25 protein-coding genes are annotated in these 21856 nt (G+C 36.0%); 5 read left to right on the plus strand and 20 right to left on the minus strand.

Annotation, left to right across the window (positions count from 1 at the left end; translation table 11 throughout):
- Positions 1–61 precede the first annotated feature (61 nt).
- The 14 genes from AAY42_RS17605 to AAY42_RS17675 form a co-directional block, all read right to left on the minus strand.
- Entirely contained in the window at positions 62–1147 is a 1086-nt protein-coding gene (locus AAY42_RS17605; RefSeq protein ID WP_055397577.1) for a polysaccharide lyase family 7 protein, read from the minus strand.
- Between the two features lie 55 nt (positions 1148–1202).
- Positions 1203–2096 carry an alpha/beta hydrolase family protein gene (locus AAY42_RS17610; protein WP_175288783.1) on the minus strand — a complete coding sequence of 298 codons (894 nt, stop codon included), beginning with the start codon at positions 2094–2096 and terminating at the stop codon, positions 1203–1205.
- Positions 2097–2203: 107 nt separating this feature from the next.
- Positions 2204–3250 carry a M14 family metallopeptidase gene (locus tag AAY42_RS17615; RefSeq protein WP_055397581.1) on the minus strand — a complete coding sequence of 349 codons (1047 nt, stop codon included), beginning with the start codon at positions 3248–3250 and terminating at the stop codon, positions 2204–2206.
- Between the two features lie 206 nt (positions 3251–3456).
- The gene (locus AAY42_RS17620; protein ID WP_055397583.1) at positions 3457–3840 is read right to left on the minus strand and encodes a GNAT family N-acetyltransferase; all 384 of its coding nucleotides are present in this window, start codon (positions 3838–3840) and stop codon (positions 3457–3459) included.
- 308 nt (positions 3841–4148) lie between these two features.
- Complete coding sequence (locus tag AAY42_RS17625; protein ID WP_055397585.1) at positions 4149–4583, minus strand: cupin domain-containing protein; 435 nt, start codon at positions 4581–4583, stop codon at positions 4149–4151.
- Between the two features lie 429 nt (positions 4584–5012).
- A complete protein-coding gene (locus AAY42_RS17635) occupies positions 5013–5723 on the minus strand; it encodes a hypothetical protein (protein WP_055397589.1) in 711 nt (236 codons plus the stop codon).
- A gap of 123 nt (positions 5724–5846) precedes the next feature.
- Complete coding sequence (locus AAY42_RS18360; protein WP_175288784.1) at positions 5847–6731, minus strand: DUF5694 domain-containing protein; 885 nt, start codon at positions 6729–6731, stop codon at positions 5847–5849.
- Between the two features lie 126 nt (positions 6732–6857).
- Positions 6858–7508, minus strand: a complete 651-nt coding sequence (locus AAY42_RS17645) for a hypothetical protein (protein WP_055397593.1) — start codon at positions 7506–7508, stop codon at positions 6858–6860.
- Positions 7509–7606: 98 nt separating this feature from the next.
- Complete coding sequence (locus tag AAY42_RS17650; protein WP_055397595.1) at positions 7607–8113, minus strand: hypothetical protein; 507 nt, start codon at positions 8111–8113, stop codon at positions 7607–7609.
- Between the two features lie 211 nt (positions 8114–8324).
- Positions 8325–8951: an MBL fold metallo-hydrolase gene (locus AAY42_RS17655; protein WP_175288785.1), complete on the minus strand. Its 627-nt coding sequence runs from the start codon at positions 8949–8951 to the stop codon at positions 8325–8327.
- A 487-nt stretch (positions 8952–9438) separates the two neighbouring features.
- The gene (locus tag AAY42_RS17660) at positions 9439–10185 is read right to left on the minus strand and encodes a DUF6882 domain-containing protein (protein WP_055397599.1); all 747 of its coding nucleotides are present in this window, start codon (positions 10183–10185) and stop codon (positions 9439–9441) included.
- A gap of 222 nt (positions 10186–10407) precedes the next feature.
- Positions 10408–10800, minus strand: a complete 393-nt coding sequence (locus tag AAY42_RS17665; protein WP_055397601.1) for a hypothetical protein — start codon at positions 10798–10800, stop codon at positions 10408–10410.
- Positions 10801–11305: 505 nt separating this feature from the next.
- A complete protein-coding gene (locus tag AAY42_RS17670) occupies positions 11306–11896 on the minus strand; it encodes a hypothetical protein (protein WP_055397603.1) in 591 nt (196 codons plus the stop codon).
- 274 nt (positions 11897–12170) lie between these two features.
- Positions 12171–12890, minus strand: a complete 720-nt coding sequence (locus AAY42_RS17675; RefSeq protein ID WP_055396627.1) for a hypothetical protein — start codon at positions 12888–12890, stop codon at positions 12171–12173.
- A gap of 163 nt (positions 12891–13053) precedes the next feature.
- Between AAY42_RS17675 and AAY42_RS17680 the strand changes: the two genes are divergently transcribed.
- Together AAY42_RS17680 and AAY42_RS17685 are read left to right on the plus strand one after the other, a co-directional pair.
- The gene (locus AAY42_RS17680) at positions 13054–14121 is read left to right on the plus strand and encodes a tyrosine-type recombinase/integrase (RefSeq protein WP_055397605.1); all 1068 of its coding nucleotides are present in this window, start codon (positions 13054–13056) and stop codon (positions 14119–14121) included.
- 107 nt (positions 14122–14228) lie between these two features.
- Positions 14229–15161 (plus strand): peptidylprolyl isomerase, encoded by a 933-nt coding sequence (locus tag AAY42_RS17685; protein ID WP_055397607.1) that lies wholly within the window; start codon positions 14229–14231, stop codon positions 15159–15161.
- 488 nt (positions 15162–15649) lie between these two features.
- Here the strand turns inward: AAY42_RS17685 and AAY42_RS17690 are convergent, their stop codons facing one another.
- Positions 15650–15844: a cold-shock protein gene (locus AAY42_RS17690; protein WP_055397609.1), complete on the minus strand. Its 195-nt coding sequence runs from the start codon at positions 15842–15844 to the stop codon at positions 15650–15652.
- 91 nt (positions 15845–15935) lie between these two features.
- Positions 15936–16574: a peroxiredoxin gene (locus tag AAY42_RS17695; protein WP_055397611.1), complete on the minus strand. Its 639-nt coding sequence runs from the start codon at positions 16572–16574 to the stop codon at positions 15936–15938.
- 168 nt (positions 16575–16742) lie between these two features.
- Between AAY42_RS17695 and AAY42_RS17700 the strand changes: the two genes are divergently transcribed.
- On the plus strand, positions 16743–17285 hold the full coding sequence (locus AAY42_RS17700) for a YfiT family bacillithiol transferase (protein WP_055397613.1): 543 nt from the start codon (positions 16743–16745) through the stop codon (positions 17283–17285).
- A gap of 1 nt (position 17286) precedes the next feature.
- On the opposite strand, the gene AAY42_RS17705 is transcribed toward AAY42_RS17700, so the two are convergent.
- Genes AAY42_RS17705 through AAY42_RS17715 form a run of 3 tightly spaced genes read right to left on the minus strand, consistent with a single transcriptional unit; the run spans position 17287 to position 18737 of the window.
- Positions 17287–17808, minus strand: coding sequence for a GNAT family N-acetyltransferase (locus tag AAY42_RS17705; protein ID WP_055397615.1), 522 nt, complete (start codon positions 17806–17808; stop codon positions 17287–17289).
- A 9-nt stretch (positions 17809–17817) separates the two neighbouring features.
- Entirely contained in the window at positions 17818–18138 is a 321-nt protein-coding gene (locus tag AAY42_RS17710) for a cupin domain-containing protein (RefSeq protein WP_055397617.1), read from the minus strand.
- Between the two features lie 44 nt (positions 18139–18182).
- A complete protein-coding gene (locus AAY42_RS17715) occupies positions 18183–18737 on the minus strand; it encodes a thioredoxin family protein (RefSeq protein ID WP_055397618.1) in 555 nt (184 codons plus the stop codon).
- An 89-nt stretch (positions 18738–18826) separates the two neighbouring features.
- Here AAY42_RS17715 and AAY42_RS17720 point away from each other — a divergent pair, with 89 nt between their 5' ends.
- Positions 18827–19744 (plus strand): bile acid:sodium symporter family protein, encoded by a 918-nt coding sequence (locus AAY42_RS17720; RefSeq protein WP_055397620.1) that lies wholly within the window; start codon positions 18827–18829, stop codon positions 19742–19744.
- A gap of 74 nt (positions 19745–19818) precedes the next feature.
- Positions 19819–20793: a 1-acyl-sn-glycerol-3-phosphate acyltransferase gene (locus AAY42_RS17725; RefSeq protein ID WP_262491964.1), complete on the plus strand. Its 975-nt coding sequence runs from the start codon at positions 19819–19821 to the stop codon at positions 20791–20793.
- Between the two features lie 37 nt (positions 20794–20830).
- Here the strand turns inward: AAY42_RS17725 and AAY42_RS17730 are convergent, their stop codons facing one another.
- Entirely contained in the window at positions 20831–21841 is a 1011-nt protein-coding gene (locus AAY42_RS17730; RefSeq protein ID WP_055397624.1) for a hypothetical protein, read from the minus strand.
- Positions 21842–21856 lie beyond the last annotated feature (15 nt).

The raw sequence follows: 21856 nt of genomic DNA on the forward strand, positions 1-21856 counted from the left end.
AGTTCTAATTACTATTTTAATGTTGCCTGATGATTGCCATTCTTTCAGTGTTATATAAGACTCAATCATTTTTGGTGAAATAGCCTTCATTGGACACGGCAGCATCACTTACATAGATACTTGCTGTTTTAAACCATACTTCAGCGTAGTTACCGTCTTTGTATTGCTTTTGAATATCACCACCATGCGTTTCGGCACCAGAACACCAGTTCTTGTTTACTTCAGGAGATTTTCCATTGGTCTGATTGTAGGAACCTAGCTTAAAAAAAAGCCCCTCATCGGCATACGCATTTTCACGCTCAACCCCATCCTGACCAATTGGCACGAACAAATTTTGTGTTTGTTCAGGAATATCAGCAGTTGTTGTATAGTCTGATACGATTAAGTTTTTTGTAAACGATTTGGTCTCATGTCCTTCACATATAAATTTCAAATTCATCATGCCGTCCTTGACCTCAATTTCATAACTGAATTCCTCACCTAGCGCGATACCATCCTCAGGTTCTTCTGGATAGGTATTTTCTTCAGTGCCAACAACAGAAAAGTCATTGCCCCAAACCGCTGTTGAATAGTCCCATCTTCCAGAATTGTTATCACCAGCGGTATTTATTTCATAATGCCAAAAAACGGAACCTTTGGTGTGGCTTGGGAATTTCTTGTAAAATATCTTAAGGGGTTCGTTCTCATGTCCATCGGCGCTATGAATTTGACCTACAACCACGGCGTATGATGCCGCTACCCGGGCATCTCCCGTTGTTGATACATTCATGACTTTGAGCGTAGCCGTCAGTTTAGCATCGGTTTCAGGAGACCATTTTTTTACCTGGGCCAATTCAGTCCTTGTATTGTTTGAAGTTCCATGGGTATCTCCTGCATTAGGGGCTTTATAAACTACCCAATTCCTTTTGCCATCATTCGCAGTGTAAAAGAAATCATCGTGCTTAAAGTCAATTGCCTTACCGGCATTTGACCCATCACCTAAAATCAAATTCCAATGATTGAAAAATGGAATGATGTCACTTGCATAAACGGATTTTGTCGCTTCTTTTTTATCAGGTTCCTTAGTAGTATTTAAACAACTATTTAGTAGTGGAGAAATACAAAGGATTAAAAACGTTGCTAATGATGTAATACTTTTTTTGTTCATTTTTTTAACTTTAGTCAAACCCAAAATGAATTATAGTTATTGTTGCACAGAGTTTTTATTCTTTAGTCACACTTTTAATTACCTCTGAAATAAACTCATCAGGCAGATAATGTCCAGATTCGTAGAATTTCAATGATTTGTCTTTAATGGTTATCTTATCAAAGAAATCTTGGGCTTCTTCTCTAGTATACCAACCGTCTTTGGTTCCCATAAGCAAGTAAATGGGTGCTTTTTGTACTGTGGCATAGTTATTTGGTGATATGGCATCCAAGCCTTTTGCATTCTCTTCGTTCATTCCTATTCTTTTGGAATTTTTTTGAATATCCAAAGGTGCTACACAAACAACAACTCGATTCAATCTGTCATCAACCGAGTTTAAAAGTATTGCCATCATTCCACCCATACTATAACCAATCACGTCAAAAGTAGTCGATGTATTTCCTAAACTAGATTGCATATAATCCATTATAATTCTGATATCCTTAACCGTTGTGGAAAATAGATTATATACTTTTTGAGAATCTTGTAATGGAAAAAAAGTTACTGGTGAAGCAAAGTTCGCTTCATAACTTCGTTCTCCATGATATTTTGCATCAGGGATTATTACCGAATATCCATGTGTCAATAATGAATCTTTAAGCTTTACATATTTTTCAGATAGACTGGTTGTTGGATCAACCCAATTGTCTTTATTACCCGTTAGACCATGAAGAAGTATTACAAATTCCCCCTCTTTTCCATTTTTTGGTTTTATGATATAAAATGGAATTTTTGAGTCAAATCCATCCAGCACTATTTTTTCAAAAGTAGTACCCTTATCATCAATAGTACTTCCAACAATTTTATCATTAAATTCTACTTTAGGAAAATAATTTAAATCGCTAGATACTTTTTGAGAATATGAAACTGACACTGATAATAGTAATATCAGTTTAATCAAGTTTTTCATTTTGTTTTTCATTTTTTATTCTTAATAGCTAAATCAACTATTTGTCGGTCTTTGTAAATATGTACGAACTTTTGGTTTAGCACTTATTAGCTATGTTTTATAAAAGTTTAGTCTTCTAAATAAGTGCTGATACACATTACGGTATCATCACTATTTATTGGCGGCGTGGCAAGCATATACAAAATAATGCCATCGTTAGATGATCTGTATTCCTCTAGAACAATACCAAATTCATCAGTAGTATAACCAACAACGTCATTTGTATTTACCTTATCCCCAGCTTTATAGTCGCTATGAAAAATGCCATTCACACTGGACCTTATATAAGTCTGGCTATTGCGATAAATAATATTCTTATGGGGTCCAGATCCATTTGAATACATATTCATTGTTTCAAGCATATTATATACCCCTTTTTTTATCAAATTGACATTCTCTTTTTGTACGTTCCCTAATTTGCCACATTCAATACTTAGAGCTGTTTTTCCGTCTTGTACCGCTTGCTTAAAAGTATACTTGGCCGGCTCAGTATCCGAAATTGTATAGGGATAGGAAACAACATATTCAAATCCACTATTTTCAGAAAGTTTCTTAGCTATGGCGGTTTGCTCTGGTTTTTTTTTGTTGTTGTAATAGCATACAAAAGGAATAAGGTCTTCGCAAGCATCCCCACCGTGAACATCTAGAAAAACATCGCTTGAAGCAATAATATTAGTAGTCATAAAATAGGCTATTTGTTCGGTAATACTACCATTCTTTTTTCCAGGAAAGGCATTGTTTAAATTTTTCTGATCTTGGGGATTAATAAAAGGGGTTCGTGTGTAAAAGGAAGCGATATTGGCAATTGGAATGATGATCAATGTTCCTTTAAGCTCTTCCGTCTTGATTTCCTGCAGTAATTTTTGCGTAGCAATAATTGGTGGATATTCATAACCGTGAACACCGCCAACAATGGTGAAAACCGGTCCTTCCAGTTTACCTTTTATAATGGAAATAGGCAAGTGTCCCGAATTTCCTAAATCATCATAAAATTCTATGCGAATGTTTTCTTTTGTAGATCTAGTTTTGGAAGTAAAAGCTTTTTGAAATGCATTCTGTGCCACGACAAATTGTACGATACAAAAAAACAAAAATGATAAAAGTATTCTTCTCATCTGATTCAAGATTTTTCCTAGCGGTCACGTATATAAAAAGTAGCACTGAAAATAAGCGATAATTTTCGGATGATACACAAGCCGAATCTTTTATTTTTTCTTTTTTAATACCCAATCAAAAGATTTGGCGACTTTATAAAAAATACTCAGACCTTGGTTTTAGCTGTAAAGTCTGCATTATGTTTAGGTTTTGTTCGATATAGGCTTTATTTGTGCAGACTTAGTTCAAAATATTTTGTCCCTTGTATTGGGTTAAATCGGTATGGCTCAATTTCATAAAACCCTACTTTTTTATAAAGTCCAATGGCTGCATTCATAGTTGGCAATGTATCCAAACGCATTTTTTGATACCCAAGTTCCTTTGCGGCCTCAATTGCCTTTTCCAGCATTTGTTTTCCGAGGCCAAGTCCTCGGGCTTCTTTTTTTAAGAACATTCTTTTCAGTTCGCAAATTGAGTCTTCCAGCACCCTAATACCAAAACAACCCAATGGCAAATTTTCATCATTTCTAGCAATGAAAATTATGCCTTTTGGTCTTGAATATTGAACTTCTATGTTTTGTATTTCATTAGTGAAGTTCTGAAACTCCAAATCAACCCCAATTTGAGCAGCATATTCTTAAACAATTGAATAGCAATTTTAAAGTCGTCATTGGATTTTCCCTCTGTTAATTCTACCATAAAAGAGTGCCATTTTTAGCTTTTTGCCAACGGTTTTTATAACGGGCCGTTACGGATTTTAAGTTACTGTTTTTCGGTTTAGCATTGGCTATAGCAATTCAGAGTGGATTCACTTGGGCGAAGCCGAACGGTAGTCGAATCTACTAACTGGATCAAAGCGACTGATGAACACCTTGAACAAATAAACTTATGCAAATAAATCGGGGTTGTACATTTTTTTTACTCTTCGTAAATATCATATTTGTTAGAAACTGATTTTATTAATTCCTCATTGGAGAAATCTGCTTCAGTCATATTTGAAAGTTCTTCTAGAAAAATATCAAATTGCCCATTTTTAAAGATAGTAAGCATTTTTCCACCATCCTTGCAAATGGCTTCATGCCATACGTTAGGTGGAACTGTAATTGTATCGCCTTCTTTTAGAAGTATTGTTTCATCATCAAAAACAAGCTCCATCTCGCCAATCAACATGTAGAATACCTCAGTCATCAATTTATGATGATGTCGCTTTAAATGAAACCCTGGTTTTAAAGTGTCTTCGATTAAACATAATTCTCCATTCGTATCTTTTGATGACAGTTTAATAAAGCAGTGGTCTTGTGAATAATTGTAATTTTCGCCCGCACCATTTTTTATGTATTGTTTTGATTTCATGATTTCTTTAAGTTATGTACAACGGTCTATTATAACCGTCAGTTACGGGTTTATATGCGTTAATATTCGGTTTAGCACTGGCGTTAGCAATTCAGAGTGGATTTTAGCCTGTGCTGAGCTTGTCGAAACATAGTCGAATCCGCGGTAATTGCGGTTATACATTGTTGGGCAATGTTCTTCATTTAAATTAATTTTTAATTGATCGTTTTAAATATGATGTTGAATTTTTCGAAATATCCTCAGCCAATTCAATAATATATGATTCTCCATGGTTCAAAAACTTTTCTATTTCTTTCTGATTTAATAATATTTTTAATTCGTACAATGCTATCGAACCACATATGACTTCTAACCTGTATGACTCATTATTACTGTAAAGTGTATAACACCAATCTTTTTCTAGTAAAACTTTCATCAATAATTTTGAAATTAATTTAGCACAATATTGTAAGGTTGTACATTTTGTAACTCTGCCCGTAGTTCTAAAAGAACATCAACACAATTTTGATAGTATTCTTTTTCATTGTTGTCCACTTCTTGCTCTAAGCATTTCATATGCATCTCCATAATGTATTTGAACAACATTTCATAATTGCCCGAGTCTGACAGCTTGGAAATTATAATTTTTTGAATCCAAAATACATTGCCCCATAATGGCTTAGCATTATTTATTTCTTTGTTTACTGCCGCTTCCAAATGGTGGATGGTTTTGTATCGAGTTAAGGATTTTAGAACAATGCTTTCTACAAATTTTTGGATTCTATCTAAAAATAATTCTATATCCTTCTGAATTTCCGAAATGGGAATAAGTCTTATATCTTCCAAAAAGCCACTAAAGGTTTGAATAGTATAATTTTCTCCTCGCGAATCCTGAAGTAACTTTCGTCTTTTATTATTAATATAGATCTCTACATCGTTTATTCTCTTTCTTGCAATAAAAAGAATAACTAGATTGTGTCTTTTGGAGTCTGATTGTACACTTACATGAACCAAGTCTTTTTTTAAATCATTGGTCTTTTTGAATTGAATGATAAAATTATCTATATCCGATATGTCTTGATTTCTTTCCGCGACAAAACCTCTTTGTTCGAAAATTGATATTAGATAATCTTGTATTCTTTTGTATTTAGTATTTTCCATTTATTTGGAAATATTGCCTAACGAGAGGGCTATGAGTAGTTGCGTGGTTTTGCACTTAACTTTGCAAGTATACACCAAACTGAAAATCCGCAAGGATTTTCAGAAACAGGCGAGAACAAGCGATTACTTATAACCATTGTTGGCAGTAGTTTTATTTTTCAAAAAATTGGTTATTTCCAAATACTCAACATCAGTTCTGTCTTCATAAAAATCTTTTAGAACCGCTCTGTGAGCAGCTCCTACTATAACCAAAATCCTGTCATTCGAGTTTAACCACTTGTCGATATTAGTCATCATATAAATATTACGCTCCCACCATTTTGACACAAATTCAGCTCCTATATAGCTTGAATCGTTAACAAATTTTGCCGACTTGTTGAGATACTGGTCTTTGTTTCTAATATCTTCTTCATTTGAATTACGATAGATAAGGTATTCTAATATTGAGTTTTTTTCCAGGTAATCTGATTCTTTTTTATCCTGTTTCTCAATAGAAGCAACCATATTTTCAAATCTTTTCTTGTCATTTTTTTTAGCAAACTTTATGAGTTTTTCAAATGGTAAATCAAGTCTGTGGTCTATGGAATAAATCTTACTATGATTTAATTCTTTTGCTAATCTAAAGCCCAATTGCTCTATTTCGTTAATAGAATAGTCATGATTCCCATTTAAAGTTTCCGTATATAAACTATCTAAATATCGAGAATCATAGGCAGGGAATTCAAGCATAATTTTAGTTGGCCTAAAGTCTTTAAGTTTTTCTACGACCTCTTTAATTTCCAGTTGCCTCTTTTCGGACTCAAGACTTTCAAACTCCACAGAAGAGTAGTCTGATGTTCCTGCAAAATGAAATACTCCTAAAATTGATACTTTGGGATTAGTATTAACTTCCTTTTTCTCTTCTATTTCGTCATTATCTTTACATCCTGTAAATATTATGAAACAGAAAATAACAGTTAAAAAAGCTTTCATATTATCAGTCTGTGTTTTTTGTAAAATTACTGCCAACGGTCTCGTGTATGAAATGTAGCGTATAAAAAGACACTAGTTTTTCGGATTAACACAGAGTCGAATTTTTATATTTTGTTTTATCTTATTCATTTTAAAAGCCAAATCAACGATTTGGCGGACTTGCTATGAAAACCAACTTTTCAATTTAGCAACCAACCCCTTATTGTGTATAGCCCTTGTTGGCGGTAATTTTTTTATTTTTTCAAGTCGTTCGATTTCAGTTACGTATTTGTCATTTTCCACATACTTTTTAAAACAGTCTGGACAAATTGAATGTCTTTGAGTCGAGTAGAATTCATTTTCATCTACATTGCAAGAAATTACTGTATTGCAGATTTCGCAATGGTCGTGTCCTTCGCAATTAGCATAATCTTGATAAGTTGTTAATTCATAGTCAGTTTTGTCACTCCTTGCTTCTTGCACATTTTCTAGAACGTAATTTATTTCGGCTTCTGCTTGGTGTTTAATTTTTACCCAAGTGTCAAAGTCAGAAGTAGAGTACTTGAGTTTAAATCCGACAGTTTCAGCGAGTAAGTTGGCTTTGACTGTCGAGTCATTCGGTTCTTTAGGAAAAAGCGTTATCCCAATGTAATTTTGAAGGTGCAAGGTCAATACTTTGTCTTTGATTTTGAAATCAAAATACTTTGAGTCCAAGTCTTCAACTCTGTCAATAAGTTCTGCTTTAAATTCCGTTCTCAATCTGTCCGAAAGTGATTTGAATAAACCACTGTCAGGTTCATTACTTATCAATATTTCGGAGTATGATTTCGTCATTTTTAAATTACCACTAACGAAATATACAAAGATTATGGAAAGTTGTTGCTAGTGAAATTGGAACAATGAACTATACACTTTGTTAGCTACAGGTTTGTTTATTTATTAAAATTTGTCAAAGAATTCCAATACAGTCCCATTCGCCCTCTCCTTTCCATTTCTTTTACATCAATTTCATCTGGCAATTCTGTCTTTGATTTCCTTTTTAATCTATTTTGCAGATTTTTATAAGCGCTAAATTTTTCGAAAGCGTAATCCCAGTCAGAATAATAGTCTAACATCCAATCCAATTCGTAATCTGTGACGTCTCTTTTAAGTCTCCTATCGATTAATTTAATAATCCTTAATTCAGCTTCAGAGTCCAATTCTCCCATTCCGGATAACCAGACAGGCTCAGTTAATGCATACCACATAATAAATAGTCCCCGTTTAAGTGCTTCAAGATTCTTTTTCGCCAGTCGAGAATATTCTTGGTGAATTTCTCGGTAATCTTTGGTTATTCCAAAATAGACAACCTTATCGCTTTTATCTTCGATACTTCCGTTTAGGTTGCTAATTCTTGAGTAAAGTTCCAACTCTTTTTTTCCGAGTTCCTCTATATTCATTTAAACTTGTAGCGAACGGTCTCGTGTATGAAATGTAGCGTATAAAAAGACACTAGTTTTTCGGATTAACACAGAGTCGAATTTTTATATTTTGTTTTAACTTTTTCGTTTTAAAGCCAAATTAAAAATTTGGCGGCCTTTCCAAATAGTATTAAACCTTACGATTTAGCATTTATTAGCTATGTTTTATACACAGTGTTGGCGGCAGTTTTTATTTATCTTTCAAATATTCCGTCAATTTTTCTTTTCCACCTTTATCTATTATTTCATAATGAAACGGATAAACATCTTCAAAATCATAGTTCAATAGTTTTTTACAACTTTCAATTCTGTCCGATGGGTTTTCATAATCAGCAGGATTTTCTTTGTTAAAGTCCCTAATCTCGCCATTCTTGTTGCCATAGAAAGTGTCTCCAGTAAATAAAGACTTTGATGATTTTTCTAATATGCAAACTGCTCCTGCACTATGTCCAGGTGTGTGAATTACTTCAATATTTTTTCCAAATTCCGACATTTCTGTGAAGAAGACATCAGGTTTCATTCTTAACCAAGGATGATTCGTGTCTGCTTTATGAGCATAAACTTTAAGCCCAATCTCTTTCTGCCATTCTGTTCCGTCGGAAATTCCACACGAACCGTGTGAAATTATTGCATAAGCGGGTTTCTCGAAGGAAGTTATAAAGTCTTTGATTTCTTTTGAATAGGTCGGAATGTCAAAGAGAAGTACTTTATCATCCAATACGATTAGGTATGTGTGAACTTTTTCACTATAGAAATATTGGTTGTTTATCTCATAGATATTCGGCTTTAATTGAGTATAAACTGGTTCATTTTTCATGTTACATGAAAGCAGTAAAGTCAGAATATAGATATATGTAAAAACCATTTTCATTTGTTTGTCAAATTACCGCCAACCGAGAGGGCTACGCGCAGTGCGGCCCTGGATTTTTTGATATTGTACCGAAGGTACATAAAATCGTAAAATACGGATGTGGCCGTTCCAAATCGCGTTTAGCCGTTGATGTGTTGCGTTGTTTAGCGCCGTTGCGGCGATATTGGCGGATAGGTCCCTTATCCTACGGTTTCGGCAATTTGGTGTAGCCCTCTCGATGATGTAGCCTTGCAAAAGGGCGGGAATCGAACGTGAGTGAGATGTAGCAATTTTGTTCGCCGCAGGCGAATGCTACACCATCGGTCTCGGCTATGAGTAGTTGCGTGGTTTAGCACTTAATTTTACAAGTACACACCAAGCTGAAAATTCTAGCGGATTTTCAGAAGTAGGCGAGAACAAGCAATTACTTATAGCCATTGTTAGCAAACGTTTTTTATATTTTTCCGTTTAATGATTTCAATCTGTCCAATTCATCAAATTCTGCTACTACAATTTTATTATTTCTTAAACCTTCAATTTTATTTTCGGAAATACTTAATTCAAAATCACGGTCGATTAAATAATTCAAGAAAGCGTTTTTATGATTCAAATCTGTTCCGCTAATTAATTGAGGAAAATTGGTCATTATTTTTTCAAGTCTATTTTTGTCCACTTCTGGTATTTTATTGTCGTCGATAGTCACAACAAGTGTCCCTTGTCCATAATTTGCACAATAGTAGCTTTTAGCTTTAAATAAACCGCAAGCTAACATTCCAATTTTATGTTCAAATCCTTCATCAACGTTGTATTGTCCATCAATTAACTTTTGAATATTCTTACTTTCTCCGATTTCCTTTAGTTGATTAGATTGTTTGAGCAAATTTTCCGGCATCCCACTTTGCGTATTTGCCCACCCCCACATCCAAGAGTTATTATTGAAAGCCAATGAACCGATTATTTGAATTGGCAATTCCAAAGCTCCAAAGAAGATTTTTCCTTTTCCCATATCTAGTTCCCAAGCACTTGAGCCAATAACATCTCCAAAAATCATTTGTTTCTCGAATGAAAGTCCAGCATTCTGTTCTACCAAATCTTGAAAATCGCTAAAATCAGATTTCTCTATCTTATTGAATTTTGACTTGTCAATTTGAGACTCTTCTTTTGGTTTTTCACCACCAAATAGTTTTTTAAATATGCTCATCTTTTATTTTAAATGTTTGCTAACGGCTTCGGCTATGATTAGTACGGGAATTGATTAGCGATTAATTTCCGACAAAGCACTTAGCCAAAACTTTTTATTTTGTTTTAATTTTTTCATTTTAAAAGCCAAATCAAAAGATTTGGCGGACTTTATAAAAATACACTAAGCTTTGGATTAAGCACCAAAGCCCGTATTAATTATAGCCATTGTTGTGCATAGTTTTTATTGTACCACAACTCCGATGAACATTAAATATTCGATTTCGGTGTCATAGATTTCGATTAATTCGTCTTTTGTCAGTTCAACTTTTTCCTCATTCATAGCATATTCCGCCATTTGGTTAATGTCCAATTCTGCGTTCGATTCAGGTTCACTTTCGGGATTCTGATTTTCTGTTATCAGTCCGATTTTACTCATATAGTTTTCCTCCGCAATTAGAGCACTGCGAATCAATTTCAAGTCGGACTTTTTCTTGTTCAGCTTTAAAGCAATGAAACAAGTTGCCTCGTCTAAATCATAAATTTCTTTTCCAGCGTTATTTTCATTTACAGTGCAGATTGGTTCGTTTTTACAACCGAAAAATGAGAGTAGAGTCAAGATGAATATTTTTTTCACGTTTTTGTTTGGTTAAATTATGCACAACGAGAGGGCTACGCGCAGTGCGGCCCTGGATTTTTTGATATTGTACCGAAGGTACATAAAATCGTAAAATACGGATGTGGCCGTTCCAAATTGCGTTTAGCCGTTGATGTGTTGCGTTGTTTAGCGCCGTTGCGGCGATATTGGCGGATAGGTCCCTTATCCTACGGTTTCGGCAATTTGGTGTAGCCCTCTCGATGGTGTAGCCTTGCAAAAGGGCGGGAATCGAACGTGAGTGAGATGTAGCAATTTTGTTCGCCGCAGGCGAATGCTACACCATCGGTTTAGCTATGAACAGTACGGGAGCAAACTAGCGTTTGCTTTCCACCACGCACATAACGAAATCTTTTGGTTTTGTTTTTTTCTTTGTCCCACTAAAAAGCAAAATCCAAAAGATTTTGCGGACATCATAAAAATACACAAACCCTGCGATTAAGCACGAAGTCCGTATTGTTTATAGGTTGTGTTGTACACTGGCTTTCTATACAGTGTTATTTACTATCAAATATTTTTTGTTCGTATAGTGACTAAAAAGACGTACTATTTTTTTTCCATTCTCTAAGTATGATTTCTCTTCGTATTTACCCGATATTTGATAATCGACCAATTGTTCATAATTGGTTTCCTCCAGTTTAGCTTCAAAAAGCTTTACTTGTTGTCCGTTTTTGAGCATAGCCATTATTGAATTATTCCAAACGTTTTTGTCATACGATGAACCAGAGGAAAAAGAGTCTATTAAGGTGTCTTTTTCATATTGATTGTATTCAAGAAATACAAAATGTATGTCGTTGAATTTCAATATTTTATTACCCATTGATTTTCTAAGTTCTATTTGCTTTTTGACCTTACTTAAATGAAGGATGACCTTGTTTTTTGAAAATACATCAATGCTCTTTTCGTTAATGCTAATCCTTTTATTTAAAAAGTTCAACTTATTTGGCAAATCAATTTGAGTCGGAATGTCCTTTAGTTGTGCTTGACGGAGCTTTTTTTTCCTTTCCATCGCTTTATTGATAAGTTTTACCAAATCATAGCAGAAAAACACAAATAGTCCAATTACAATCCAGTCCATAAAGTCGAACTTTTTTAGGATGTTATCAAAGGTTATTTCCTTGTAGTAAATGATAAAAATGTAAAGCCCTATTATGGGAAGAAAGCGAAATAGAATCCGATTTATAATTATTCTGTAAATGTTCATTTAGCTTGTGTACAACGGTTTGTGTATGATTAGTTGCGGACTTCTCCAACGGAAAATGTCCGCTGTGACTTAAAGATAATTGATTGCAAGGATTTCCATTTTGGGAAATCCGCCCGCAATTAATTATACACCGTGTTACCACATGTTTTTAACGGTCAACATAATATTTTTTGTGTCGTGCTAAGCTTTTTAAGTCCGTACTGTCCAGTTGAATTTCAACTAGCTTTATTTTCAGTAATTTATTCTTTTCATCGAGAACATATAGTAAAACATTCCCATTATTTTCCTTTATAATAACTGGTGTTGCGTCTGCCAATAATAAAAAGTCATAGTTGTCAATAGAGACAGTTTCCCAGCCTCCAGTATACCAATCAATATGTGGATGGTCCTTTCGGCGATAATACGTTAACTTCGAGTCAAAATAGTTTGTGTCAATACCTTTTTCAGACTCCAATCGAAAGGCTTTGTTGGTAAAATCCAATTTGAAATATGAATTGTTTTTCAATGAATCTGGAATTTTTTTGTAAATCCTTCTATGCTCGTTATAAAATTCGAAAAACAGACTGTCCCGATTAACAAATACCTTTGGTAATGTATAATCTGTTGAATCCTTTGGCCATAGTCTTAGAGATTTACCAATAAGGAAATACTTTTCTTTTATAAGTCCACCATTTGCCTGATGATTATAGGAATGAAAAGTTTGATTTTTTATTTTCAGTACGTCACGACCTGGAGAAAAATAGTCGGTCGAAACACTTGTGTTGTAATGATTTATCCAAACTCCCTCAATTTTTTTGTTTGAATAAATCACAAAGCCAATCCCACAGATAATCAGGGTTATGAATATGATTAGAACTTTTCTTTTCAAAATATGTGGTAACACGTAAATAAGTCTGTATTTACGTTAGTTGCCTCTAAGATAGCATTTATACATAAATGTTAGGCCAGCAAAGTGATTGCAAACAAATTTATATCAGGTGTTTTGTATAACATTTTGTAGATTTGGTTGCCTCGTTATATAAAATACCTACATGGATTTATCTCACTACATTTTCCAAACAAGCGAGCATCGAGGCAAAAAAGTAATCCTAATAAGTTTTAAGTATAACAAACAGCTGCAGACGGCATTGCGCAAAAGATTTCCCGCTGTAAAATGGAGTGCTACAAAAAAAGCATGGTATTTGCCAGACCTCCCCTCGGTTAGGCGAGAACTGCACATGGCTTCAAAATCAAATACCGTAAAAAAGATAGGGAAAATACATCCGATAAATCAACAGGCATACCTAAAAATGCAAGAGCAGCTAAAGCTAAGAAGGTATAGCCAAAGTACAGTACGTATCTATCTCGCTGAATTTGAACACCTCCTAAAGCTATTGGGAAACTACCCTGTCCTGAATCTTAACCCTAAAAGACTTAAGGACTATTTTTTGTTCTGTATCAACAGAGAGAAAATGGGAGAGCGAAAAATTAATGGAAAGATCAATGCGATTAAATTCTTTTTTGAACATGTATTGCATAGGCCCAAGATGTTTTTTGATATTCCAAGGCCCAAAAAGCCTTTAACCTTACCAAAAATGCTGAGCAAATCGGAAGTAAAAAGACTGTTCAAGGTTACCAAAAACCTAAAACATCTCGTAGGATTGCAACTTTCATATGGAATGGGGCTTAGAGTTTCAGAAGTTGTAAACCTTAAGGTTGTTGATGTTGACAGTGAACGTATGATGGTACATGTGCGAGGTGCCAAGGGGAAGAAAGACCGCTACGTTCCGTTGCCCAGAACATTGCTTCCCTTGTTAAGAAAATACTACGCTGCTTACAAGCCATCGGAATACCTGCTCGAAGGTCAATATGGTGGGCCTTACACAAAATCAAGTCTTCAACAAGTTTTTAAACGCGCCATGGTAAAAGCGGGGATCCGCAAGCAAATTGGTATTCATGGCCTTCGCCATAGTTATGCAACACACTTGCTCGAGGCCGGTGCCGATATGCGGTTTATTCAAGAATTATTGGGGCATAACTCCGTAAAAACAACCCAAATATATACTAAGGTCACCCATCACAGTATTAAAAATATCCAAAGTCCATTAGATATGCTCTAGGGCTTTTTTGAAACCCCAAAATACTTTTCCCTACAATCCAAAAGAGTTACCTTTGCTGCCTTAAAAAATCAATGATCGAGTAATCGATTCATCTTATAATCAAAACAATGCAAGAAGGAATCTACGCAAAATTCAATACAACAAAAGGAGAGATTTTAGTAAAATTGACCCATGATAAAACCCCGGGAACTGTGGGTAACTTTGTGGCCTTGGCCGAAGGGAATATGGAAAACGCTGTAAAACCTCAGGGAAAACCCTATTATGACGGGTTAAAATTTCATCGTGTTATCCCAGATTTTATGATTCAAGGGGGATGTCCACAAGGAACAGGAACTGGCGATGCCGGGTATAAGTTTGATGATGAGTTCCATCCAGAACTGACACACGAAGGCCCAGGGGTATTATCTATGGCTAATGCCGGACCGGGAACCAATGGCAGTCAATTTTTTATAACCCATGTTCCCACACCTTGGTTGGACAATAAGCATACGGTGTTTGGTCATGTGGAAAGTGGACAAGAGGTTGTGGATACCATTGCCCAAAACGATGCCATTGAGACACTTGAGATAGTGAGAGTAGGAGCTGAGGCTGAAGGATGGAATGCCATTGAGGCGTTTAGAACATTTGAAGGCTCCAGGGAAAAGAGAATAGCCGAGCAAAAGGCCTTGGCAGAAGCAGAAATGGAGAAATTGGCAGCAGGGTTTAATGCTACAGAAAGTGGACTGCGCTACAAAATGATTCAGCAGGGTAGTGGAACCAAAGCTGAAAAAGGAAAAACGGTTTCAGTACATTATGAAGGAAGCTTGCCCAACGGACAGGTATTTGATTCTTCCTATAGTAGAAATCAACCCATTGATTTTACTTTGGGTGTGGGACAGGTAATCTCAGGATGGGATGAAGGTATCGCACTGTTAAAAGTGGGAGACAAAGCTCGTTTTGTAATTCCTTCACATTTGGCTTACGGAAGTGCTGGCGCTGGTGGGGTTATTCCACCAGATGCAACTTTAATCTTTGATGTGGAGTTAATGCAGGTAAAATAGCATGAACAGCTAATAAATAAAAAAAGCTTCCATTTATGGAGGCTTTTTTATTTTGTTCTGTTAACACTTATCAACAATAGGCAAAGATTAAGGGCAAGTAGCAATATTAAAACAGTAAAGAAAGTATTCATTGGTTTAAGATTTCGTTTTGGGGAACTTTATCTTATAACAACCCAACGCAGAAATACCCTACTATATTGTTGAATTATATTTTACTTTAAATCCGTTCTACTAAGAAATTTACAAATTTCACTTTTTGGAACTGTTCACGCTCAACAATAGTAAAAGTAGATTAACGGCAAGCAAAACGGATAGAATTGCAAAGAAGGTATTCATAGTGTTCTATTTAATGGTTAAAGAGGAAAGCTAAGTTTGTTTAATGTTTAGATAAGAAAAAACGCTAAGGTTGCGTTTGGAGTTAAACAAAATTGGAAATAAAAAACCCGGGCATTGCCCGGGTCTGTTCTATAAAAAAGTGTGCTGTTACCTTAATCTATAACTTGTACATTTACGGCGTTCAATCCTTTTTTACCTTGCTGTAGTTCGAATTCTACAGCGTCACCTTCTCTAATTTCGTCAATTAAGCCTGAAACGTGTACGAAGTGATCTGTGTTTGAACCTTCTTCAGTAATAAAGCCGTAGCCCTTTGAATCATTGAAGAATTTTACTGTTCCTTTACTCATAATAAATACTAAAAATTAATTTAAGCCGCAAAGGTACACTTTAATTTGCTGGAAATTAAGATTTTTCACTTTTTTTGTTAAAATAAGCCAATTAAGCAGTTGGGTCTGGTGTTAATCGTAAATAAGGTTTTATCTCTTCAACACCTCCAGAAAATAGCTTTTCGGCTTCTTCGGTAGGAATTGCGGGACTTACCACAACCCTTTCACCATGTTCCCAATTGGCTGGAGTTGCAACCTTATGGTTGGCAGTTAATTGTAACGAATCTATTACACGCAGTAACTCATAAAAATTACGACCTGTTGAAGCAGGATAGGTTAAAATCAGTTTTATCTTTTTATCTGGACCTATGATAAAGACCGAGCGTACCGTAAGTGTATCGTTGGCGTTGGGATGAATCATATCATATAAATCGGATACCTTTCTATCCTCATCTGCAATAATGGGAAAATTAACCACGGTATTCTGGGTTTCATTAATATCCTTTATCCATTCGGCATGAGATGCGGCACCATCCACGCTCAAGGCCATCATTTTCACATTTCGCTTTGCAAATTCATCCTTGAACTTTGCTGCTGTTCCCAATTCAGTGGTACAAACCGGTGTAAAATCTGCAGGGTGTGAGAAAAGAATTCCCCATCCGTCGCCTATATAATCGTATAACCCTAAAACTCCCTGAGAAGTCTCTGCAGTAAAATCTGGAGCGGTGTCTCCCAATCGTAGTGTTGCCATTTTTTTTGATTTTTATTAATAACTAAAACTATACTATCCTACAAAATTAGTAGATTATTGTTCTTAAAGATTTAGTGCCCGTTAAAAGTCTATTAAAGTTTTGTTGCCGCAAATGATTTTGGTCACGTTTAGATATTTTACAGCTTTAAAGTTTAGTATTTTTATGGTATGGAAAAAGATACTTTAGAACAACTTCGCTACCCTATTGGGGTTTTTGAAATTCCTGAAAATATCACTCAAAAACAACTTGACGATTGGATAAGGATTTTAGAACATTTACCGCAAAGATTGGCAGATATGGTAACACCGCTATCCGCGGAACAATTGGAAACACCTTATAGGCCAGGTGGGTGGACGGTTAGGCAATTGGTGCATCATATTTCTGATAGCCATCACCATAGCTATATACGGTTTAAGTGGGCGCTTACGGAAGACAATCCAATGATAAAAGCGTATTTAGAAAAAGAATGGTCTAAGTTGTTTGATGCAAAGTCAGCACCTATTCAATTGTCTTTGGACCATTTAAAAGCGGTGCACGCTAAATTGGTCTATCTCCTAAAAGGGCTTTCCAAAGAAGATTTGCAACGAAAATTCACCCATCCCGAAGGCAATGAAGAAACAACTTTAGCAATAAATGTTTCCCGTTATGCATGGCATGGAAGCCATCATTTTGCGCATATTGAAAATTTGATAAAAAGAGAGGGTTGGTGATCTACAACGGTTTGGTCAAGATCCACATAGCCCTTTCAGAAGGTTTTGCCCCAGTTAAGGTCAATTCACTTTCTCTTTTGATGTGAAACCCATTTTTCAGGTAAAAATTTATGGGGTTCCCTTTCTGCATGGTATCCAGCCATAGTATACGTTTGTTTAAATTTTTAGCGTGATTCTCTATGTATTGCAATACAATTTTTCCTATTCCTTTCCCAGCGTACGCTTTTAGAAGATAGATTTTTTCAGCTAGCAAAGATTCTTCATTGGAAAACTCATCAATAGAACAATTTTTGACCAGCTTGACAATCCCAATGGCCCTATCTTTTAGGTAGATCAAAAAATGGGCATTATTACCATCGCTCAGTTCTCTTTCAACACCCTTTTTTGTGAAATTTTTGTTGATATAGGTACTTGTATCCTCATTATCCCATAAATGCGGATAGTGTTCATTATAGGATTTTATTCCTACGGAAATATATGTATCTATGGTTTCTGGCGATATGGGTTCAAGAGAAATGTCCATGGTCTTGTTCTATTTAGATTCACCACCTTCCGGGCCATAAAATAGGACCCAGGTTGAAAAATCTTCCGTAAAGTTCTCGAAGCGATGCTCCACTCCAGCAGGAACAAATAAAAAATCTCCCGGGGTAAACGTAGTTCGCTTATCTCCATTGATGAACTCCCCGGTTCCTGAAATTACAACATACACCTCATCTCTAGTATGGGGTGTTTGCAAGTCTACCTTTTCGGGTTTGTAAATTTCCACTTCAAGGGTTCCATGACTAAAAAGGGTCAAAAATGGACTGTCTTGGGCAGCCAATTTTTCTAAAGCTTCTGTCGGATTGATTTTCATATGTTTTGTTTTGGTTCCAGTGAAAGCAGGAATCTATTTTTTGCTTACTTCCACTTAATATTACAACCAATGCTTGGTTTTTGTTCAGTGATGATTTCTTTTTCTTCCAACAAAGCATCCATAGCATTATTTAAATCAGTTCCCGTTAAAGGAATACCATTGCCGGGGCGGGAATCGTCCAATTGCCCCCGGTACACCAGTTTCAGACCTTTATCAAAGAGATAAAAATCTGGAGTACATGCGGCATCATAGGCTTTGGCTACCTCTTGTGTTTCATCATATAAATAGGGAAAAGAATATCCTTCCATCTTGGCCTTTTCTTTCATTAAATGGGGCGCATCTTGCGGGTAGTTTTCTATATCATTACTTGAGATGGCAATGAAACTAATACCTTTCTCCTTGTATTCTTTTCCTAGTCTTGAAATTTCAGGGTTTACATGGATTACAAACGGACAGTGATTACAAATGAACATGATTACCGTGCCCTTTTCACCTTTTAGTTCGTGTAGTGGGCGTTGCACATCGCTTACCGTATCCATCAAGAGAAAATCTGGAGCTTTTGTGCCCAAAGGGAGCATGTTGCTTGGAGTTCTTGCCATGATTTTTATTCTGTTTTAAACCATGAATTTAGTGGACTTTCTTCACAAATGAAAGAATCCTGTATATTGTAGCACAAACACCCTGGTTTTTGGAACAGCTAATTGATAATGTTCACATTAATTTTGATGAAAGTGCACTTTGGACTCTTAATTTAGCCCTTGCTTTGGTCATGTTTGGCATTGCGTTGGAAATTTCCTTAGATGATTTTAAGCGACTTTTAAAAACCCCGAAGCCCGTTTTGACTGGTGTTGTGAGTCAATTTTTGCTGCTTCCCATTATAACTTTTGTCCTCGTGTGGATTACAGAACCTTTGCCCAGTATTGCATTGGGCATGTTTATGGTGGCGGCCTGCCCTGGTGGAAACGTGTCCAACTTCTTTACCCATTTATCAAAGGGTAATGCCGCGCTATCTGTTACCTTGACGGCTATTGCCACCCTATTGGCTATATTCATGACCCCGTTTAACCTTAGTTTCTGGGGAGGCCTGTATTCCCCAACAGCATCCATCTTGCAACAAGTTTCCATTTCTCCATTGGAAATGATAAGACTTGTGGCCCTTTTACTTGGAATACCTTTGGTTTTGGGAATGTTGGTGAACAATTACTGGCCAGAAACAGCCAAAAAATTGGCTAAGGGCTTTAAGATAGGTTCGTTGCTTTTTTTTGTGATTTTAGTATTTCTGGCACTTTATAAAAACAAGGAGATTTTCATGGAGTATGTGCTCTATGTTTTTTGGCTGGTGATCATTCATAATTTGGTCGCTTTGTTAACGGGATTTTCAATTGCAAAATTGATACGACTCTCCCAAGATAACATTAGATGCCTGACCATAGAAACCGGTATTCAGAATTCTGGATTAGGATTGCTGTTGATATTCACATTTTTTGATGGTTTGGGCGGTATGGCTTTATTGACTGCTTTTTGGGGGATTTGGCATCTGGTGTCCGGTCTCGTAATAAGTTTTATTTGGGGCGGTAAGCCTGTTGAAAAAGAAGAGTTGGTTTGAAGCAATTAGGCTATAATTTCATTAGACTTTGGGTTAAGGTTGGATTGTTTTGCTATTACAAAAACATTGAAGTGGTGGGAATGGAAAACATCCCAAAGAACAAACCGATAGTGTTTCTTTCCAATCATCAAAATGCGCTTATGGATGTGCTGCTGATTGCTACCCATCTTAAAAATAGGCCGTGGTTCATTACAAGATCAGATGTTTTTAAAGGACGATTTTTAAAACCCCTATTTAATTTTTTACAGATGTTGCCCGTATATAGGATTAGGGATGGTAAGTCCAACCTATACAAGAACAACGCTATTTTTAGTCAATGTGGAGAATTATTGGAGGCGCATGAAGCAATTTTATTGTTTCCGGAGGCCAATCATAGTTTAAAACGTAGAGTAAGGCCTTTGAGTAAAGGTTTTACCAGAATCATAAATAGTGCGTTGGAAAAGAATCCTAATTTGGATTTACAGGTAGTGCCCATTGGGCAAAACTATGCATATCCAACACAGGTTGGGGATTCTGCGGTACTCTACTTTGGTAAACCCATAGCCGCACAAGAGTATAAAGATGCAACGGATTTTGTCAACGAGATAAAACAAAAGGTTTTTGAAAGCCTTACAGAACTTACTACCCATATTCCTGAAATACGGTATAATGAAATCATTAGCAAAATAGGAGTAGAGGGCGAGCACTACTTATATCCAAAAGGAAATAATTTAAGAATTGCCAAAGATGCTATTCCACAAAAGACTTCCCCAAAAAAGAGTTTTGTTTCTGGAATTTTGAAATCACTGTTCTATCTATCCAATTTGCCTTTGGTGTTTTTATGGAAAATTCTGGTCAAACCCCGCGTGCTGGAACCGGAATTTGAGGCCACATTTAGGTTTGCTTTTGCTCTTTTACTGTATCCAATATTTTATGGCAGTTTTGGATTGATTTTATGGAATGCATACAGCCCCAAAACAGTTTTTCTTGCGGTTATGGGACATGCATTAATGAATGTTTTTCTTATAAAATTGGGTATTACATCATCGAATCAAAAAAAATATTGGTGAAGGTTTTTTTGAATTTCAACTCCCAATACACTTTTGGTCACCTGCCATATTTACCCTGCGCATATGAAGCTACAATGCTACTATTAGGGGTTTTGCAATTATTGGGAAAATCGAAGAAATAAATGCATTTAGGCAGACCATTGTCAAAGGTTACCCGTACCCATCCGGCGCTACTTGCTGTAAATCCACTATACTTGTAGTTTGCTTTTAATTCTCTTGGTCTTCCTTGGTTGTCACTGGCTAAAATGGTTAAACCCGAGATACTTCCTATTTCATATCTGTTAAAGGCCCAGGTTTTGGAATGATTGGCCACAAGGTCATCCACTAATTTGGTAAAATTCTGGTTTCCCGTTGGGCCACCTATCTCTTTCATAGTGGCATATTTGCTTGCTTCCTGCATTCGAACCCCGGGCTTGTTAAGAGCGAAGGCCTTTAAGTTTTCCTCAAACCTGCGAACCCCAGGACTATCACATTTATTTAAGTTGAAAAGTTGGGCCATATCATTTTTTAATCCTTTGGCTTTATGAATCATATCAACAGAATTCCCTATGGCATTAGGGTCTGCCATCATAGCTAGCGTATTTCGGAATACCTCTGTACTTTGAATTCTTTCTACTTGGAGTTTGGCCTCATATAAATCTCTACGGGCATATAGACCTGAACCCACTGTTGTCCAGTCAATACAGACCCTACTGGTTTCAATACCGTACCCATTTGTGGTGACTTCTTCGGTGGCGCAGACCCAATTCATGATTTCCACTTTAGTGGAAGGTAGATTGTTGGGACATTGCCGGCCAAAAGTTCTAAGGTATTGTTCAAAGATCATGAGAAATTGATTGTCCTCCCGCTTTAGTTGAACATTTTCAAACTGTCCCCTAAAAATATAATCGAAGAATTCCGCATTGTACAGCCCATCTGTATTGAAAGTCAAGGTTTGTTCCTCAATTCCTTCGTTTTTTATATCCTCAGGAATAGGACCGAAAGAAGTAGTTATGCCCAAAATAAAAAAAAGAGTCAGAATCTTGGTTGATAAAATACCTGTCCGCATGTAAAATTTAGTTGT

It is taken from the genome of Flagellimonas eckloniae, assembly GCF_001413955.1.
Lineage (GTDB): Bacteria > Bacteroidota > Bacteroidia > Flavobacteriales > Flavobacteriaceae > Flagellimonas > Flagellimonas eckloniae.

Bases quoted from the DNA above. Each gene is read 5' to 3' on its own strand.
- AAY42_RS17605 (WP_055397577.1), bottom strand. From the start codon at position 1,147: ATGAACAAAAAAAGTATTACATCATTAGCAACGTTTTTAATCCTTTGT.
- AAY42_RS17610 (WP_175288783.1), bottom strand. From the start codon at position 2,096: ATGAAAAACTTGATTAAACTGATATTACTATTATCAGTGTCAGTTTCA.
- AAY42_RS17615 (WP_055397581.1), bottom strand. From the start codon at position 3,250: ATGAGAAGAATACTTTTATCATTTTTGTTTTTTTGTATCGTACAATTT.
- AAY42_RS17625 (WP_055397585.1), bottom strand. From the start codon at position 4,583: ATGAAATCAAAACAATACATAAAAAATGGTGCGGGCGAAAATTACAAT.
- AAY42_RS17635 (WP_055397589.1), bottom strand. From the start codon at position 5,723: ATGGAAAATACTAAATACAAAAGAATACAAGATTATCTAATATCAATT.
- AAY42_RS17645 (WP_055397593.1), bottom strand. From the start codon at position 7,508: ATGACGAAATCATACTCCGAAATATTGATAAGTAATGAACCTGACAGT.
- AAY42_RS17650 (WP_055397595.1), bottom strand. From the start codon at position 8,113: ATGAATATAGAGGAACTCGGAAAAAAAGAGTTGGAACTTTACTCAAGA.
- AAY42_RS17655 (WP_175288785.1), bottom strand. From the start codon at position 8,951: ATGAAAAATGAACCAGTTTATACTCAATTAAAGCCGAATATCTATGAG.
- AAY42_RS17660 (WP_055397599.1), bottom strand. From the start codon at position 10,185: ATGAGCATATTTAAAAAACTATTTGGTGGTGAAAAACCAAAAGAAGAG.
- AAY42_RS17670 (WP_055397603.1), bottom strand. From the start codon at position 11,896: ATGGACTGGATTGTAATTGGACTATTTGTGTTTTTCTGCTATGATTTG.
- AAY42_RS17680 (WP_055397605.1), top strand. From the start codon at position 13,054: ATGGATTTATCTCACTACATTTTCCAAACAAGCGAGCATCGAGGCAAA.
- AAY42_RS17685 (WP_055397607.1), top strand. From the start codon at position 14,229: ATGCAAGAAGGAATCTACGCAAAATTCAATACAACAAAAGGAGAGATT.
- AAY42_RS17690 (WP_055397609.1), bottom strand. From the start codon at position 15,844: ATGAGTAAAGGAACAGTAAAATTCTTCAATGATTCAAAGGGCTACGGC.
- AAY42_RS17695 (WP_055397611.1), bottom strand. From the start codon at position 16,574: ATGGCAACACTACGATTGGGAGACACCGCTCCAGATTTTACTGCAGAG.
- AAY42_RS17700 (WP_055397613.1), top strand. From the start codon at position 16,743: ATGGAAAAAGATACTTTAGAACAACTTCGCTACCCTATTGGGGTTTTT.
- AAY42_RS17705 (WP_055397615.1), bottom strand. From the start codon at position 17,808: ATGGACATTTCTCTTGAACCCATATCGCCAGAAACCATAGATACATAT.
- AAY42_RS17710 (WP_055397617.1), bottom strand. From the start codon at position 18,138: ATGAAAATCAATCCGACAGAAGCTTTAGAAAAATTGGCTGCCCAAGAC.
- AAY42_RS17715 (WP_055397618.1), bottom strand. From the start codon at position 18,737: ATGGCAAGAACTCCAAGCAACATGCTCCCTTTGGGCACAAAAGCTCCA.
- AAY42_RS17730 (WP_055397624.1), bottom strand. From the start codon at position 21,841: ATGCGGACAGGTATTTTATCAACCAAGATTCTGACTCTTTTTTTTATT.